Here is a 15,398-nt window from a genome sequence, read left to right on the forward strand (position 1 = left end):
TCACACTCTTGCCGCCTCTTCGTGTATTGACAGCACCGGCAGCCCGAAAGCATCATTGTTCATTCTGTTTTCCGGCATCATCGCCTTTTTCGACTTGCGTGTTTCTATCAGCAGGTCTATGCCGTTCCTTTCTATGGCTTCATTTACAAAAGGTGCAAAACCTTCCTGACCATATCCTTCTGTGAGTGTTGCCTGGCTAACAATCTTGAAGTCGAACTGCGTGTTTACCAGCTGCTGCAAATCTTTTATATCAATTTGTGCATTGTTCCGTTCGATATAAAGCGCTTTATTAAAAGCCATCTGGCCGCACCCATTGCCGAGATGGAGGATGGGCTTTTTGCAGGTACCGGCCAGTTTGCAGAAATTCGTGTGGATCTTTTTCCTTTCGGATTTATAAGAGGGCGAAAGGATAATAATATCGGTGCCTAGGTATTCCAGGAGGTTTCGCAACACTGCAGCCGAAAGGCCATACTGGTGATGGACTTCCAGCCTGCAGTTAGCCGATAAAGCTACCGCGTTGTAGCATTCATTCAGCAATTCCAGCTGTGCCTGTGTGAAAGCCTTTCTTGTTTTCCTTAAGAACTGTACAGCCGAACCGGCATCGGGCGTTTCTGTCAGGGTAAGCAATACTATGGTGCAGCTTTTTCCCTTAGCGTGCTTAATAGCGATATCTATCGCATGCAGCGTATCATTTTCAAGTACTGTAGGAATGAGGATGCTTTTCATAGTATTACTTTTTAAAGTTTATACTGCAAAGCAACAACCCTTAAATTAGAGGGAATTTAAAATAAGATTAGAAAATCCTAAGATCTAACATTAGAATTTTTAATGTTGGACCTGCTGAAGGTTATCGTAACTACAGTACCCTTGTCAGGCTCGGATTGAACCGCAAGCTCGCCGTTGTGCATCCGGATAATCTTCATGGCCAATGGCAGCCCAAGCCCGTAACCCGTATAGCGCGACGCTTTTTTTCCCCTGAAGAACGGTTCGTACAAATAAGGCACATCTTCTGGCGGTATACCAATACCGATATCTGTAATTACAACTTTGATACTATTAGTATCTGCTGTAAGGGCGACAAACACTTCGCTGTTATCCGAATATTTTACGCCATTAGCAATGATGTTTCCTATTGCCAGCTCGAGCAGCGGCTTGTTGCAGGGCAGTATCAGGAGCGTGTCATCTTCGGGCATATTGCTTAGTATAATGCTTATACGGTTGTCAGGGTACAGCCTGTCAAGGTCGCTTTTCACATCCATAAGCAACTCGTCGATACGGGCCACATCCTGCACCTGCTTCTGCCCGTCATAGCCCGTCTGGGTAAGTTTCAGGAGGCTTCCGGTGAGGTTGGAAAGGCGCGTGGCCTGCCTGCCTATGCTTTCCAGCGCACTACTGTATTCTTCTGCCGAACGTTCTTTAAGCAATGTGATCTCAGCTTCTGCCATTATGGTGGCGATAGGGGTTTTCAGTTCGTGCGACGCATTATTAATAAAATTGGCCTGTATCTCGAAGGAGGTTTCAAGCCTGTCCAGCATATCGTTAAACGTGCGGGTAAGAGCAGCTATTTCATCTGAATCTTCGGTACCCGTTAGCGGCAGCCGGTTGTGAAGGTTGGAGGCGCTTATACGGTTTACTTCTTTCGTGATCCTTGCCACGGGGTTGATGACCCGCCGCGCCAGGAACCGCCCGAGAAAATAGGCCAGTATTACAAAGGCCATGCCGCCAAATATCATAATTCGCGTAAGATAAAGGCTTGTAGTATTCCCGCGCCTGTCCCGTGCCGTAACGATAACCATGTACTGGTTGTTTCCCTCATTAAATAGCTGCGCATAATAATATTGGTGCCCTTCCTGTTCCCAGCCTGACTTGTCCTTCAGCACACTCTCGTAAAAATCGGGTGACAGGTGCAACTCGGTATTATATTCAAAGGAGTTGGCGCCATTTACACGCAGCACATAGTCTTTCTCGTTGATCATCTCTTCCAGCCCGTTGGCTTTGAACTCGCGAAAATATTTCGATTTAAGCGGGTCGTTCTGGTAGTGTATCGAAGCTACTATTTTAGCCCTGTCCTGCAGCCTTTTCAGGAAATAATAGCGGTTATTCTGCTGGAAAAGAAAGAACACCACAAAGCACAGCAGCAGCGTACTGACAACCGAGAGGGCTACGTAGGTTATGGTTATCTTCTTCCTTATCTGCATATTATGGCTTTATTACGTATCCAAGCCCCTTTATCGTATGGATAAGCTTGTTATCGTAGGGTTTGTCTATCTTTTTGCGAAGATAATTGATATACACATCCACAACATTAGTATTCATGTCGAAATTGATGTTCCATACATTATCGAGTATCTTTTCCCTCGAAAGTATCATGCCCGAATTCTTCGCCAGGTAATACAGCAGCAGAAACTCTTTTGCGGTTAGCTGTATGGCATCGCCCGCCCGTGTCACTGATTTGGCATTAAGGTCTATTATAAGGTCATCTACTTCTATAATTTCAGATGGTTTTTGTGCCTGCCCTACCCTTCGCGCCAATGCGTTGATGCGTGCCTCAAGCTCGGTGAACTTAAAAGGCTTGGCCATATAATCATCCGCCCCGGAGTTGAGCCCCGAAACTATATTTTCGCTGCTGTCCAAAGCCGTGAGCATTAGTATAGGAACAAAATTACCGGCAGCACGGAGGCGGCGGCATATCTCGATACCATTGATATCCGGCAGCATTACATCGAGGACAACCACATCAAAGCTGTTGTTTTCCAATAGCTGCAATGCCGTTGTCCCGTCGAGGGCGGCGCTCACATCGTGGTTCCGCTCGGAAAGGCCTTTCCTGATGATGGACAGCAGGTTGGGTTCGTCTTCTACAATAAGCAGCTTCATTCGGTTGGAAAAAGGTTTAGCTACAAAAATAGAAATTCAAATGTTAAAGGTTTCTAAATAAAAAAATTGAACGCAACGATTTGCGATATTCTGAATGAGATCAGACTAAATTTATGGATTTGATTTCTTACACGATCACCATCCAGTTATCCCGGCAATTTTAAAACACAAAAAAGCAGCCCGAAAGCTGCTTAGTTCCTAAAATGTATTGGGTAATTATTTAGCGACAGCTGTATTTGCAGCATCGTACATCAGGTTGATGTCGTCGTTAGTATAGTCGGTAAACTGATCAGGAGACTGGTCAAAGCCCATTCCTTCCTGTATAATCACGCTGCTCTCGCCTGTAGTAATACCAACGGTGAATGAAAGTTTTCCTTTAGTATCAGCTTTCATGAATGCAGTAGGCTTGTCATCCGTAATTTTATCGAAACTTGGATTCAGTTCTTTGTCTGCCTGTAATTCCTTAATCATACCAACGCTGTTTTCAGCAGTTCCATCCCTTTTCGAAACAGTCAGTTTGAACCTTTTGCCTCCGTACACGAAAAGTTCGCCTTCGGTAGTGCTTTTAATTATTTTGGCATCTTTTGGCGCTTTCAGGATGATTGGAATACCCTCACTGCTCAGGTCAAGGTCAACAAATTCAGACCCTACCAATGGCTTGTCCTCTGCTGCCGGTGTTTCTGATGTTGCTTCTGCTTCAGTTGCCTTACCTTCTGCGGCTTTGTCGCCTTTACAGCTATAGGTTGTGAGTGCCAATGCCGCTAAAGCGGTTACTAAAAATACTTTGTTTTTCATAATGTCTTTAATTTGTGAATGAATTATTGGTTAATGGCCCATTCCGGGATCAAATATATATCAAAGTCCTGCACTATTTTTCACTGATGAATATTTGTCGTAAAACAGGAAATATTCGACAAGAGAAACAGAATATTCGTTTTTTAAAATGGCAGGGAATAGTAATCGGCAATAATTATTTAACTTGCGCCTCAAACTGAACAAACTATGAAACTATTACGCTTACTGGTACTTTTGCTCACCCTTCCTGCCTTTGCGCAGCAGGGCGGCATGTGGATACCATCGCTCCTTAAAGGGATGAACGAAAACGAAATGAAAAGCCTGGGCATGAAAATGTCTGCCGACGACATTTATGCCGTAAACCATTCGAGCCTTAAAGATGCCGTACCGCAATTCAACGGTGGGTGTACTTCGGAGGTCATTTCATCAAAAGGGTTGCTGCTTACTAACCACCATTGCGGTTTTGGCGAGATACAGGCCCACTCTACCCTGGAACACGATTACATCACCAATGGCTTTTGGGCAATGAGCCTGGCGGAAGAGCTGCCCAACCCGGGTGTTGTTGTAACCTTCATTGTTAGTATTGACGATGTGACCAAACAAGTGCTGGAAGGTACAGAGGCGATCACTTCCGAAAAAGACAGGCAGAAAAAAATACAGGAAAACATTGCAGCGCTTACCAAATCGCTTCCTAAAGAATCGTGGCAGGAAAACAGTATCCGTAACTTTTATGAAGGCAACCAATATATGCGCTTTGTTACCGAAACATTTAAAGATATCCGCCTTGTAGGTGCGCCGCCTTCCTCAATAGGGAAGTTTGGGTCGGATACCGACAACTGGGTTTGGCCAAGGCATACCGGCGATTTTTCGCTTTTCCGCATCTATGCCAATAAGGACAATAAGCCTGCCGAATATTCTAAAGACAATGTACCTTATACGCCAAAGCACTTCTTTCCGATCTCTTTGGGAGGCGTTAAAGAAGACGATTTTACACTTGTATTCGGTTATCCGGGACGCACCACAGAGTACCTTCCGGCAGTGGCGGTAGAGCAGATCGTGAACGTGCTGAACCCGGCCAAGATAGAAGTACGCGATGCTGCGCTAAAAGTAGCTGATGGCTTTATGCGTAAAGACCAGGCAATAAAAATACAGTATGCCGCTAAATATGCCAGCATTGCCAACTACTGGAAAAAATGGATTGGTGAAACGCAGGGACTGAAGAAAAGTAATGCCGTAGCAATTAAAAAAGCTTTTGAGAAGGACTTCCTGGCGAAGATAGCCAAAGCCGGAAAACAGGCTGAATATGGCAACTTGTTCATTGACTTTGAGAAGAACTACAAAGAGATAGAGCCCTATTCCCTGGCACGTGATTATTTTATGGAAGTGGCAATGCGCAATACCGAACTCCTTACCAGCGGTTACAGGCTTTTCCAATTGGAGCAGGCGAAGGGAGAGCAGGCTTTCAATGATCGCCGCAACAATACCATTGCCGCGCTTGAAGAGACATATAAAGACTTCAACAAAAATGTGGATGAAAAAGTATTCGAGCAGCTGATCGCACTTTACGCAACGAAGTCGCCTAAGCAATTCCTTCCGCAGGAAGTTATAGGCGCCGATTATAAGGCGCTTACCGCATCGGTTTACGGAACCTCAAAACTTACATCCTATGAAGGAGTTAAAGAACTTTTGAGCGGTGACCGGAAGGCCGTTATCGAAAAGCTGAATGCCGACAACGGCTTCAGGCTTGTAAAAGCCATGGCGGCAGCTTATGCCGATAAGGTAGGGCCAAAATATGACGAAATCAATTTAAGGATCGCTTCGCTGCAACGCACCTATATGAAAGGCATCCTCGAACTGAGCCCGAAAGACGCGAGGATATTCCCTGATGCCAACAGCACACTACGTGTAACCTATGGTAAAGTAAACGGTTATGAGCCAAGGGATGCGACTTATTACCAGCCGGTAACCTACCTGGACGGTGTTATCGAAAAATATGTGCCGGGTGATTATGAATTTGATGTCCCTGCCAAACTGATCGATCTTTATAACAAGAAAGATTATGGCCGTTATGGCGAAAAAGGCAGGATGCCCGTATGTTTTATAGGAACTAACCACACCACAGGCGGAAACTCCGGCAGCCCTGCAATTGATGCTAAAGGTAACCTTATCGGCCTGAATTTCGACCGTGTGTGGGAAGGGACCATGAGCGACATTCATTATGATCCTTCCATCTGCAGGAATATTATGGTAGATATCCGCTATGTGCTGTTCATTATCGATAAATACGCCGGCGCAAAACACCTGGTTGACGAGATGAAAATAGTAAATGCGAAGAAAAAATAGACTGTTATACTTCAGCAGTCCTAACAGCAGTTTATTGATAAAATACCAAACTGCTGTTTTACCGGCATTAACCACAGCAAAAATAAGCCTTTAGGCACGAAAACGATATATTAAAACATTGAATTTCAACCGCTAAAACCGTTATAAAAAAATTTGATATAAATATTTTGAGATGTCAAAAAATTTATATCTTTGCCCCGAATTAATAATTAACCTTTATAATTTAGTAAGATGAAAAAAATCGTATTGAGCCTTGCGCTAGTAGCTATGATGAGTGTTGTTTCTTGTAAAGATGCAGCTAAAGAAACTGAAACTGAAACTACAACTGAGACTACTGTTGAAACTCCTGCTGTTGAAGAAACTGCTCCTGCAACTACTGACTCAGCTACAGTTAAAACTGACTCAACTACAGTTAAAACTGAAACTACTACTCCTGCTGCTCACTAAGATCTGCAAGATTAAAGTATCAAAGAAGCCTTTCGCAATGCGAAGGGCTTTTTTTTGTTTACAGCCAATGGGTTCGTATGATAGCGTCCGACTAAACAATTTCATGGAAATTACTAATTAAGCAACTAAAGGACCATTAATATTGTATAGTATACGGAAGGCAGGAATTTGATGACGGGAGCAGCTTTACAATTACAGAGATAGCCTCAAAGAAGAAGAACAGGATTTAATGGCAATGACGAGAAATGAAGTACCGGAATTATAGATAGATTCTCCGCCTGCAAAAGGTACCGGACGCTAATTCCATTCCGGTTTAGCCATAAAAAAAGCCTCAACAATGTTGAGGCTTTGTACTGTGTACTCAAGGTGGGACTTGAACCCACACGGGCATTACTGCCCACTGGATTTTAAGTCCAGCGTGTCTACCGATTCCACCACTCGAGCTTAAAAAGGTTGAGCGAAAAACGGGATTCGAACCCGCGACCTCCACCTTGGCAAGGTGGCGCTCTACCAACTGAGCTATTTTCGCATTATGTCAATTACCGTTCTTTAGTTCAGTATTGCGGTTGCAAATGTAGTACATAAATTGAATTTCGCAAGGCTTTTTTGAAAAAAAATTCACTAAAAAAGATAACTTTCTGATAACGTTTGGCTTAAAATGAAAAGTTTTTTTGAAGCATTCCACAAAGGTTCGCAAAGAAGACACAAAGTAGCGCAAAGTCTTTATTGCTCCAAAGTTTATGAATGAGTGTAGCTGCCCCCTCTCCTTCGGAGAGGGTTGGGGTGAGGCCTACTTCACCAACATCCTTTTAATCTCATTCAGCTTCATAAGCGCCTCTACCGGTGTAAGCGTATTGATATCAATATTCATGATCTCTTCCTTTATCTCTTCCAATAATGGATCGTCGAGATTAAAGAAACTTAATTGTAATTCATCTTTGGCTACAGCCTTCATATTGCCGAGCGCTTCTCCCGAATGGTTCTTCTCCAGTTTCTTCAGCATTTTTTGCGCTTTCTGGATAACCGTTTGGGGCATTCCCGCCATTTTGGCCACGTGGATACCAAAACTGTGGGCGGAGCCTCCCTTAACCAGCTTACGGATAAACAGCACCGTATCCTTGAGCTCTTTTACTGATACGTTATAATTCTGTATCCTGTCGAAGATGTCCTGCATCTCATTCAGCTCGTGGTAGTGGGTTGCAAAAAGTGTTTTCGGCTGTGCAGGGTGCTCGTGCAGGAATTCGGCAATAGCCCAGGCGATAGAGATACCGTCATACGTACTTGTACCACGACCTATTTCGTCAAGCAATATCAGGCTGCGGTCAGAGAGATTGTTCAGGATGCTGGCGGTCTCATTCATCTCTACCATAAAGGTCGATTCGCCCATCGAAATATTGTCCGATGCCCCTACCCTTGTGAATATCTTATCGACCGTCCCCATGCGCACGCTTTCGGCGGGCACAAAGCTTCCCATTTGCGCAAGAAGGACGATGAGCGCTGTTTGGCGAAGGATTGCCGACTTACCCGACATGTTTGGCCCCGTGATCATGATGATCTGCTGCTGGGAGCGGTCGAGGAATACATCATTGGCAATATAAGGCGTACCGACAGGAAGCTGTTTTTCGATAACCGGGTGGCGGCCGTTCCTGATGTCCAGCTCAAAGCTGTCATCTATCTCCGGGCAAACGTATTTATTTTCAATAGCAAGCTGCGTGAAGGAGGCGAGGCAGTCCATCTGGGCAACAAGGCTGGCGTTGAGCTGTACGGGTTTTATATAGGTGGCTATCCACACGACAAGCTGGTCGAACAACTGTGTTTCCAAATGATGTATCTTCTCTTCCGCGCCCAGTATCTTGGTTTCGTATTCTTTCAGCTCTTCGGTAATGTAACGCTCGGCATTCACGAGGGTCTGCTTCCTGATCCATTCGGCAGGCACCTTGTCTTTGTGGGTATTGCGTACCTCTATATAATACCCGAAAACATTATTAAAGGATATTTTTAATGACGATATGCCTGTCTGCGCTGATTCCCGCTTTTCTATCCCCTCCAAATATTCTTTGCCGGAATAAGCAATCGCACGAAGCTCATCCAGTTCCGGGTGGATGCCCTTTGCAATGGCGTTACCTTTGCTGATGGCAACCGGGGCTTCGGGGTTGAGCGTTGTTTTTATCTTTTCACGAAGGAGTTCGCAGGCATGCAGGCTGTCGCCAATGGCTTTAAGGGCCTCGTTTTTACTTTCCAGCGCCAATTGCTTTATAGGCACGATAGCATCCAATGAATCTTTCAGGTAAACTACTTCGCGGGGCGACACTTTCCCGGTAGCTATTTTCGAAATCAGCCTTTCCAGGTCGGATATCTGTTTTATCTGCTGCTGTATCTTTTGCAGCGTATTCTTATTTTCTTTAAGGTAAGCCACGACTTCATGGCGCGCCCTTATTTTGTTGGCATCTTTTAGCGGAAGTGCAAGCCAGCGTTTCAGTAGCCTGCTCCCCATCGGCGAAAGCGTGCGGTCGATCACATCGAGTAATGTTACAGCATTCACGTTCGGGCTTTGGTACAGCTCGAGGTTCCGTATGGTAAAGCGGTCCATCCACACATAAGCATCTTCGGCAATGCGTTGGATGGCCGTGATGTGCTGCACTTTGTTATGCTGCGTTTCCGAAAGGTAATACAACACAGCTCCTGATGCTATGATGCCTTCCTGCAATTCCTCTACCCCAAAGCCTTTGAGCGAGTTGGTACCAAAGTGCGCTGTCAGGCTATCGAATGCATAATCTTCTTTATATACCCAGTCCTCCAGGAAAAAAGTATGGTAGTCATCGCCAAAAGTATCGCGGAAGTTGGTTTTCTCATTCTTTGGAACAAGCACTTCGCTCGGGCTAAAGTTCTGTAGCAGCTTATCGATATATTCCTCATTGCCCTGTGCGGTAAGGAATTCGCCGGTAGAAACATCAAGGAACGATATCCCCATGTTCTTTCGCCCGAAATATACCGATGCCAGAAAGTTATTCGACTTGGAGTGCAGAACCTCATCGTTCATCGATACGCCGGGGGTAACCAGTTCGGTCACGCCGCGCTTCACGATAGTCTTGGTCATTTTCGGGTCTTCCAGCTGGTCGCATATCGCTACACGGAGCCCTGCTTTTACCAGCTTTGGGAGGTACGTATTTAAGGAGTGGTGCGGAAACCCGGCCAGAGCTGTTTCAGTTTCGCTGCCCGCTCCCCTTTTGGTCAGCACAATACCCAATATTCCCGCAGCCCTTACGGCATCTTCACCAAAGGTTTCATAAAAATCACCCACTCTGAACAGAAGGCATGCATCGGGATATTTCACCTTGATGGCGTTGTATTGCTTCATTAACGGGGTTTCCTTCGCGATTTTTTCTTTTGATGCCAATGTAAAGGGTAGGGTTTGATTAAGAGGCGAATTTACTCAAATTAAAAAAAAGTAAAGCACAGTGTTTGTAAATGGTGGATAACTTCTGAAGGTTTCAGGTTTAACGTTTAAGGTTGCTTACTCAAACCTTAGTTGGATGTTTATTTATTTGGGCGTGCCACACCCAGGCTTCATCCAACGCAGTGGCCGGGCCATCCGCTGTATCTGCCTCGTGCCTCGTCAGGATGCCGCTCCTGTCCCTCACGCGGAAGTACACTCGTGCCGGGTAGTTGCGTGCGCATTCGGATGAGATGGTTACGCCCCTACAGGGCTTTTTAATACATTACCCTTATTTGCCCGGGCAGTGCCCGGGGCTACTATATTTAACCCCGTTGGGGTTGCTATTCTTCAACCTGAAAGAGTTATACAAATTAGCCCCGGGCATCGCCGGGGACATGCATAACCGGCATGAGTGTAGCTCGCGTGAAGGATGGAAGCGGCATCCTGCCAGAGGAACGAAGGCAGATATAGCGTACAGCCTGACGCCATAGCCTGCGGAGGCGGCACGCCCAAGTAACCCCAGATAAAACCACCCGAAAACGTTAAAGTTTACCTAAATCTTTTATTTATGTTACTTTTGCCTTTATCTATTCTAAAAAATTACATGAGAAAACTGGCCAACGATGAGTTGGGGCGGATGAGCATCGGCGACTTTAAAGAAGCTGAAAAGACTCCCCTAATACTCGTACTGGACGACATACGCAGCCTTCACAATATAGGATCCGTGTTCCGTACAGCTGATGCTTTCCTTATCGAAAAAATTTACCTCTGCGGGATCACTGCGGTGCCTCCGAATAAGGAAATACACAAAACCGCCCTTGGCGCAACAGAAACTGTTGCCTGGGAATACCAAAAGAATGTATTGGATGTAATCGCTTCACTACAGTCTCAAAATATCGAAGTTTGGGCAGTTGAGCAGGTGGAAGGTGCAGTGTACCTAAATGATTTCGAACCACAACAAAATAAGAAATATGCACTCGTTTTTGGCAATGAAGTGAAGGGAGTGGCCCAGGAAGCAGTACAACAATGCACCGGCGCAATAGAGATTCCGCAATTAGGAACTAAACATTCCCTCAACATTTCGGTAAGTGCAGGCGTTGTAGTGTGGGATATCTTTCAAAAAAACTATACAACCCGCACGCACTAGTATATTTATCTACTTTTACGAAATGAATAATTTTACGCTAAATTTTTACAGGATGAATACTTTTACGCAATCGTTTTTTGCAATCCTATTATTTTGCATCCTGCCGGCCTCTGCATTAAAAGCACAGAATGTAGCCCCATATGTTACCGCAGACGGAAACCAGGTATACTGCCCGGGTACTCCAATGCCTATTGTAACCGACTTTAATATCACCGATCCCGATGATTCCAGTACCGATAATATTTATATCCAGATATCGGCAGGCTATGTAAACGGGCAGGACCTGCTATCGCTGCCGGCGGGGCACCCTACTATTTCTGCAAGCTGGAATGCAGCTACAGGAAAACTCACATTGCACGGCGTTGGCGGCAGTGCATCTTATGCCGATTTTATTTCTGCCGTAGAAGATGTTATGTACACGAGTAATAATGCCAATGCTACAGGAACACGTAATTTTTCTATAACTGTGGGCGCAGCGAATTACCTTCCTTCTACCGGCCACTATTATATGTTTGTACCCCTACTGGGCATTACATGGACAAACGCAAAAACAGCCGCAGCGGCCAGCACCTACTTTGGATTGCAGGGCTACCTTGCCACGCTGACCACGCAGGAAGAAGCACTCCTGTGCGGCCTGCAGGCATCGGGTAACGGATGGATAGGCGGAAGCGATGCAGCAGTAGAAGGCGTATGGCGCTGGGAGACCGGGCCGGAAGCAGGCACAATTTTTTGGAATGGAGGCCCTGCGGGATCTTCCCCCACATATGCCTTTTGGAACACCGGAGAGCCCAATAACCAAAACAACGAAGATTACGCGCATATTACCGCTCCGGGTATAGGTGTTCCCGGATCCTGGAACGACCTCTCGATTACAGGCGACACAACAGGTGCCTATGCCGCACAGGGTTATGTGGTTGAATATGGAGGTATGCCGGGCGATCCCGTACTGAATATCTCAGCAAGTACCACTATCAGCTTTGCTAAAATAACATCGAACACGCCTGCTTCACGATGCGGCGGCGGTACGGTTACGCTGGCAGCAGTGGCAAGCTACAGCATGCCGGTATATTGGTACACAAGTGCAACAGGGGGAACCCCGTTGGCTACAGGGACTTCTTTTACAACACCTGTCATTACATCGTCAACAACCTATTATGCAACCGCTTATGAAGGGAATTGCGCCACAGTACCGCGCACACCGGTAACTGCAACGATAAGTGCACTGCCGACAATAACGACCACCGCACCTTCAGTAAGCGTTTGCCAGGGCAGCACAGCAGTTGTACAGGCCACACCATCGGCAGGAACAGTACGCTGGTATACCGTGGCTACAGGCGGAACATCTGTGGGCACAGGAACCAGCTTTACAACTCCTGCTATAACAAGCACTACCTCCTATTTTGCCGAGGCTGTGAGCTCTTCGACAGGTTGTGTCTCGGCCACGCGAGTTGAGATAACAGTTACACCGTCGCCCCAGCCAACTGTTGCTGTAACTGCGCCTGCCCCTCTTTGCGGACAGGGCAGCGCAACTATCCAGGCAACACCATCGGCCGGAGTAGTAAACTGGTATGCGGCAGCTACCGGCGGCACGATACTTGCCACGGGGACAAGCTATACCACACCTGTAATTACTGCTACAACCACCTATTATGCCGAAGCCGTGAACGGAACGTGTGTTTCTGCCGCAAGGCAGCCAGCTACCGTTACCGTAAACGCGCTCCCTGTTATAAATTCAGCCAGCCCCGCATCCATTTGCGCCGGACAGACAGCTACTATCTCGGTGGGCACCTCTACCCCTGCTACCATCAACTGGTATGATTCATTGACAGGAGGTACGCTTTTAGGAACAGGCAACAGCTTTACCACACCTGTACTTACAACAACAGCGTCCTATTATGCCGAAGCAGTAAATGCCCAGGGATGTACCTCTGACGTTCGTGCCTCAACACAGGTTACCGTAAATGCGCTGCCAACCCTTACTGTGACTACCCCGGTAACTACCTGTGCCGGAAGCCCGGCAAACCTTACGGCAACACCATCGGCGGGAGCAGTAATTAATTGGTATACCACAGCCACAGGCGGGGCATTAGTGGGCACCGGCAGCAATTTTACCACACCTGCCATTACTGCCAATACAATTTATTACGCCGAAGCTGTAAGCGCTACCTGTACTTCTGCAGCCCGTAGCGCTGTAACGGTTAATGTAAGCACATTGCCTACCCTGACCGTTACAACCCCTGCGCCATTATGCGGCCAGGGCAGCACCACTATACAGGCAACACCTTCGGTAGGTGTGGTGAACTGGTATGCCACAGCTACCGGAGGAACGGTACTTGCTACAGGCACAACGTACACTACTCCTGTGATCAGCACTACAACAACCTATTATGCCGAAGCAGCTAACGGATCCTGTATTTCTGCAAGGCAGCCTGTTACCGTTACGGTAAACGCACTTCCCACTATAAATTCCGCCAGCCCGGTAACGGTTTGTGCAGGGCAGGCAGCGACTATCGCTGTCAGCACCCAAACGCCTGCTACCATCAACTGGTACAATGCCGCAACGGGCGGTACGCTATTAGGGACAGGCAACAGCTATACAACCCCTGTACTGAATGCCTCGAAGACTTATTATGCCGAAGCGGTTAGCCCAGAGGGCTGTACATCGGCTGTTCGTACCTCCATACTGGTTACGGTAACGCCGCTGCCAACCCTTACAGTAACTACACCTGTAACCACCTGTACCGGAAGCACTGCAACCCTGCAGGCGGCACCATCGGCAGGGGCAACAATCACCTGGTATACCACCGCAACCGGCGGGACATCAGTGGGTACGGGGAATAACTTTACCACACCTGCAATAAATGCCAGCACGACTTATTATGCAGAAGCCGCTAACGGCACCTGTATTTCGACAACACGAAAAGCAGTTAGTGTCACCATAAGCGCATCGCCGACCGTGACCGTTACAACGCCTCCAACATTATGCGGCCCGGGAACGGCAACACTACAGGCCACACCATCGGCAGGCACGGTAAACTGGTATACTACAGCAACGGGCGGTACGCCTATTGGCACAGGAAATACTATAACCAGCCCGGTTGTTACTGCAACAACAACTTTTTATGCCGAGGCAGTAAGCGTATGTACTTCACTCATCAGGCAGCCGCTAACGGTTACCGTAAATGCGCTGCCAACCGTAACATCGACTACCAATGGAGTTATATGCGAAACAGGAAGGACAACTATAAGTGCGGTGCCTTCCTCGGGAACCATCAACTGGTATGCGACCGCAACAGGAGGCCCTGTTTTATCTACAGGACAGAGCTTTACAACACCTGTCCTTACTGCAACTACTACCTATTACGCCGAAGTGGTGAGCCCGGGGGGCTGCGTATCTGCAGCGCGTACCCCGATAGAAGCAACGGTAGTGCCGTTGCCAACACTAACCGTTACCGCGACCGTGGATGTATGCGGGCCGGTTAGGGCAACACTTCAAGGAATACCGTCTGACGGAACCATAAACTGGTATGATGCCCCGACAGGTGGCCACCTGGTAGGCATCGGAAATTCCATACAAAGCCCTGTAATTACAGGCGACAGGACTTTCTATGCCGAAGCGGTGAACAATGGCTGCTCTTCTGCAACGCGTGAAGCTGTTACTGTTTTCTACCATCCCCTGCCCGCAGTTGGAGGTGATGAGCGCGTACTTTTCTGTGAAGGTGGAGATGTTGACCTGGATGCAGGTGTTACGGGCATGACCTATGTGTGGTCGACAGCTGAAACTTCACAAATAATAACCGTGACCACAGCAGGAGTTTACTCTGTGGTTGTTACCACTCCCGACGGGTGTACCGCCACAAAGGAATTTACTGTAAGCATGCTTACTGCACCGGTTATCAGCACCGTAAGTGTAAAATCGGACGATGCCCTTGTGATTATGGTTAATAACGACCCTGAAAATTATGAATATTCCATAGATGGCGGGCCTTACCAGAATTCGCCGCAATTTAACAATCTCCTAAACGGCTACCATACGGTGTCTGCAGTTTCGACCAATGGCTGCGGCGAAGATGATTATACGTTCCTTGTGTTTGTTGTACCTAAATTCTTTACCCCGAACGGAGACACTATAAACGATGAGTTTACCCTGGGGGGAATAAACCAGTTCCCTGAGCTGACTGTTGATATTTTTGACCGTTATGGCAAGCTGATAACAGTACTGAACAGGAGGAACAGGGGCTGGGATGGCACCTTTAACGGATACCGACTGCCTGCTACAGACTATTGGTATGTGATAAAACTGGATAATAGTATACCGGAAATAAAAGGGCATTTTAGTTTGTTGCGATAGGGGCC

At 46.9% G+C, this 15,398-nt stretch carries 9 protein-coding genes and 2 tRNA genes; 4 read left to right on the forward strand and 7 right to left on the reverse strand.

All coding sequences use genetic code 11. The features are described 5' to 3' along the window. The 4 genes from AAEO56_RS05005 to AAEO56_RS05020 form a co-directional block, all read right to left on the reverse strand. On the reverse strand, positions 1-726 hold the full coding sequence (locus tag AAEO56_RS05005) for a hypothetical protein (protein ID WP_341695928.1): 726 nt from the start codon (positions 724-726) through the stop codon (positions 1-3). 77 nt (positions 727-803) lie between these two features. Continuing rightward, entirely contained in the window at positions 804-2,198 is a 1,395-nt protein-coding gene (locus tag AAEO56_RS05010) for a HAMP domain-containing sensor histidine kinase (protein ID WP_341695929.1), read from the reverse strand. 1 nt (position 2,199) lies between these two features. Beyond that, complete coding sequence (locus AAEO56_RS05015) at positions 2,200-2,874, reverse strand: response regulator transcription factor (protein ID WP_341695930.1); 675 nt, start codon at positions 2,872-2,874, stop codon at positions 2,200-2,202. A gap of 216 nt (positions 2,875-3,090) precedes the next feature. Continuing rightward, a complete protein-coding gene (locus tag AAEO56_RS05020) occupies positions 3,091-3,669 on the reverse strand; it encodes a hypothetical protein (RefSeq protein WP_341695931.1) in 579 nt (192 codons plus the stop codon). Positions 3,670-3,876: 207 nt separating this feature from the next. Between AAEO56_RS05020 and AAEO56_RS05025 the strand changes: the two genes are divergently transcribed. Further along, complete coding sequence (locus AAEO56_RS05025; protein ID WP_341695932.1) at positions 3,877-6,012, forward strand: S46 family peptidase; 2,136 nt, start codon at positions 3,877-3,879, stop codon at positions 6,010-6,012. 231 nt (positions 6,013-6,243) lie between these two features. Next, complete coding sequence (locus tag AAEO56_RS05030; RefSeq protein ID WP_341695933.1) at positions 6,244-6,459, forward strand: hypothetical protein; 216 nt, start codon at positions 6,244-6,246, stop codon at positions 6,457-6,459. A gap of 358 nt (positions 6,460-6,817) precedes the next feature. Here AAEO56_RS05030 and AAEO56_RS05035 read toward each other — a convergent pair. The 3 genes from AAEO56_RS05035 to mutS form a co-directional block, all read right to left on the reverse strand. Next, positions 6,818-6,903 (reverse strand) — tRNA-Leu (locus AAEO56_RS05035). 12 nt (positions 6,904-6,915) lie between these two features. Further along, positions 6,916-6,988 (reverse strand) — tRNA-Gly (locus AAEO56_RS05040). 261 nt (positions 6,989-7,249) lie between these two features. Further along, positions 7,250-9,856, reverse strand: a complete 2,607-nt coding sequence (gene mutS, locus AAEO56_RS05045) for a DNA mismatch repair protein MutS (protein WP_341695934.1) — start codon at positions 9,854-9,856, stop codon at positions 7,250-7,252. A 643-nt stretch (positions 9,857-10,499) separates the two neighbouring features. Here mutS and AAEO56_RS05050 point away from each other — a divergent pair. Then, entirely contained in the window at positions 10,500-11,042 is a 543-nt protein-coding gene (locus AAEO56_RS05050) for an RNA methyltransferase (RefSeq protein WP_341695935.1), read from the forward strand. Between the two features lie 52 nt (positions 11,043-11,094). Further along, positions 11,095-15,393 carry an Ig-like domain-containing protein gene (locus AAEO56_RS05055; protein ID WP_341695936.1) on the forward strand — a complete coding sequence of 1,433 codons (4,299 nt, stop codon included), beginning with the start codon at positions 11,095-11,097 and terminating at the stop codon, positions 15,391-15,393. Positions 15,394-15,398 lie beyond the last annotated feature (5 nt).

Source organism: Flavobacterium arundinis, from assembly GCF_038289855.1.
GTDB classification, from domain to species: Bacteria; Bacteroidota; Bacteroidia; order Flavobacteriales; family Flavobacteriaceae; genus Flavobacterium; species Flavobacterium arundinis.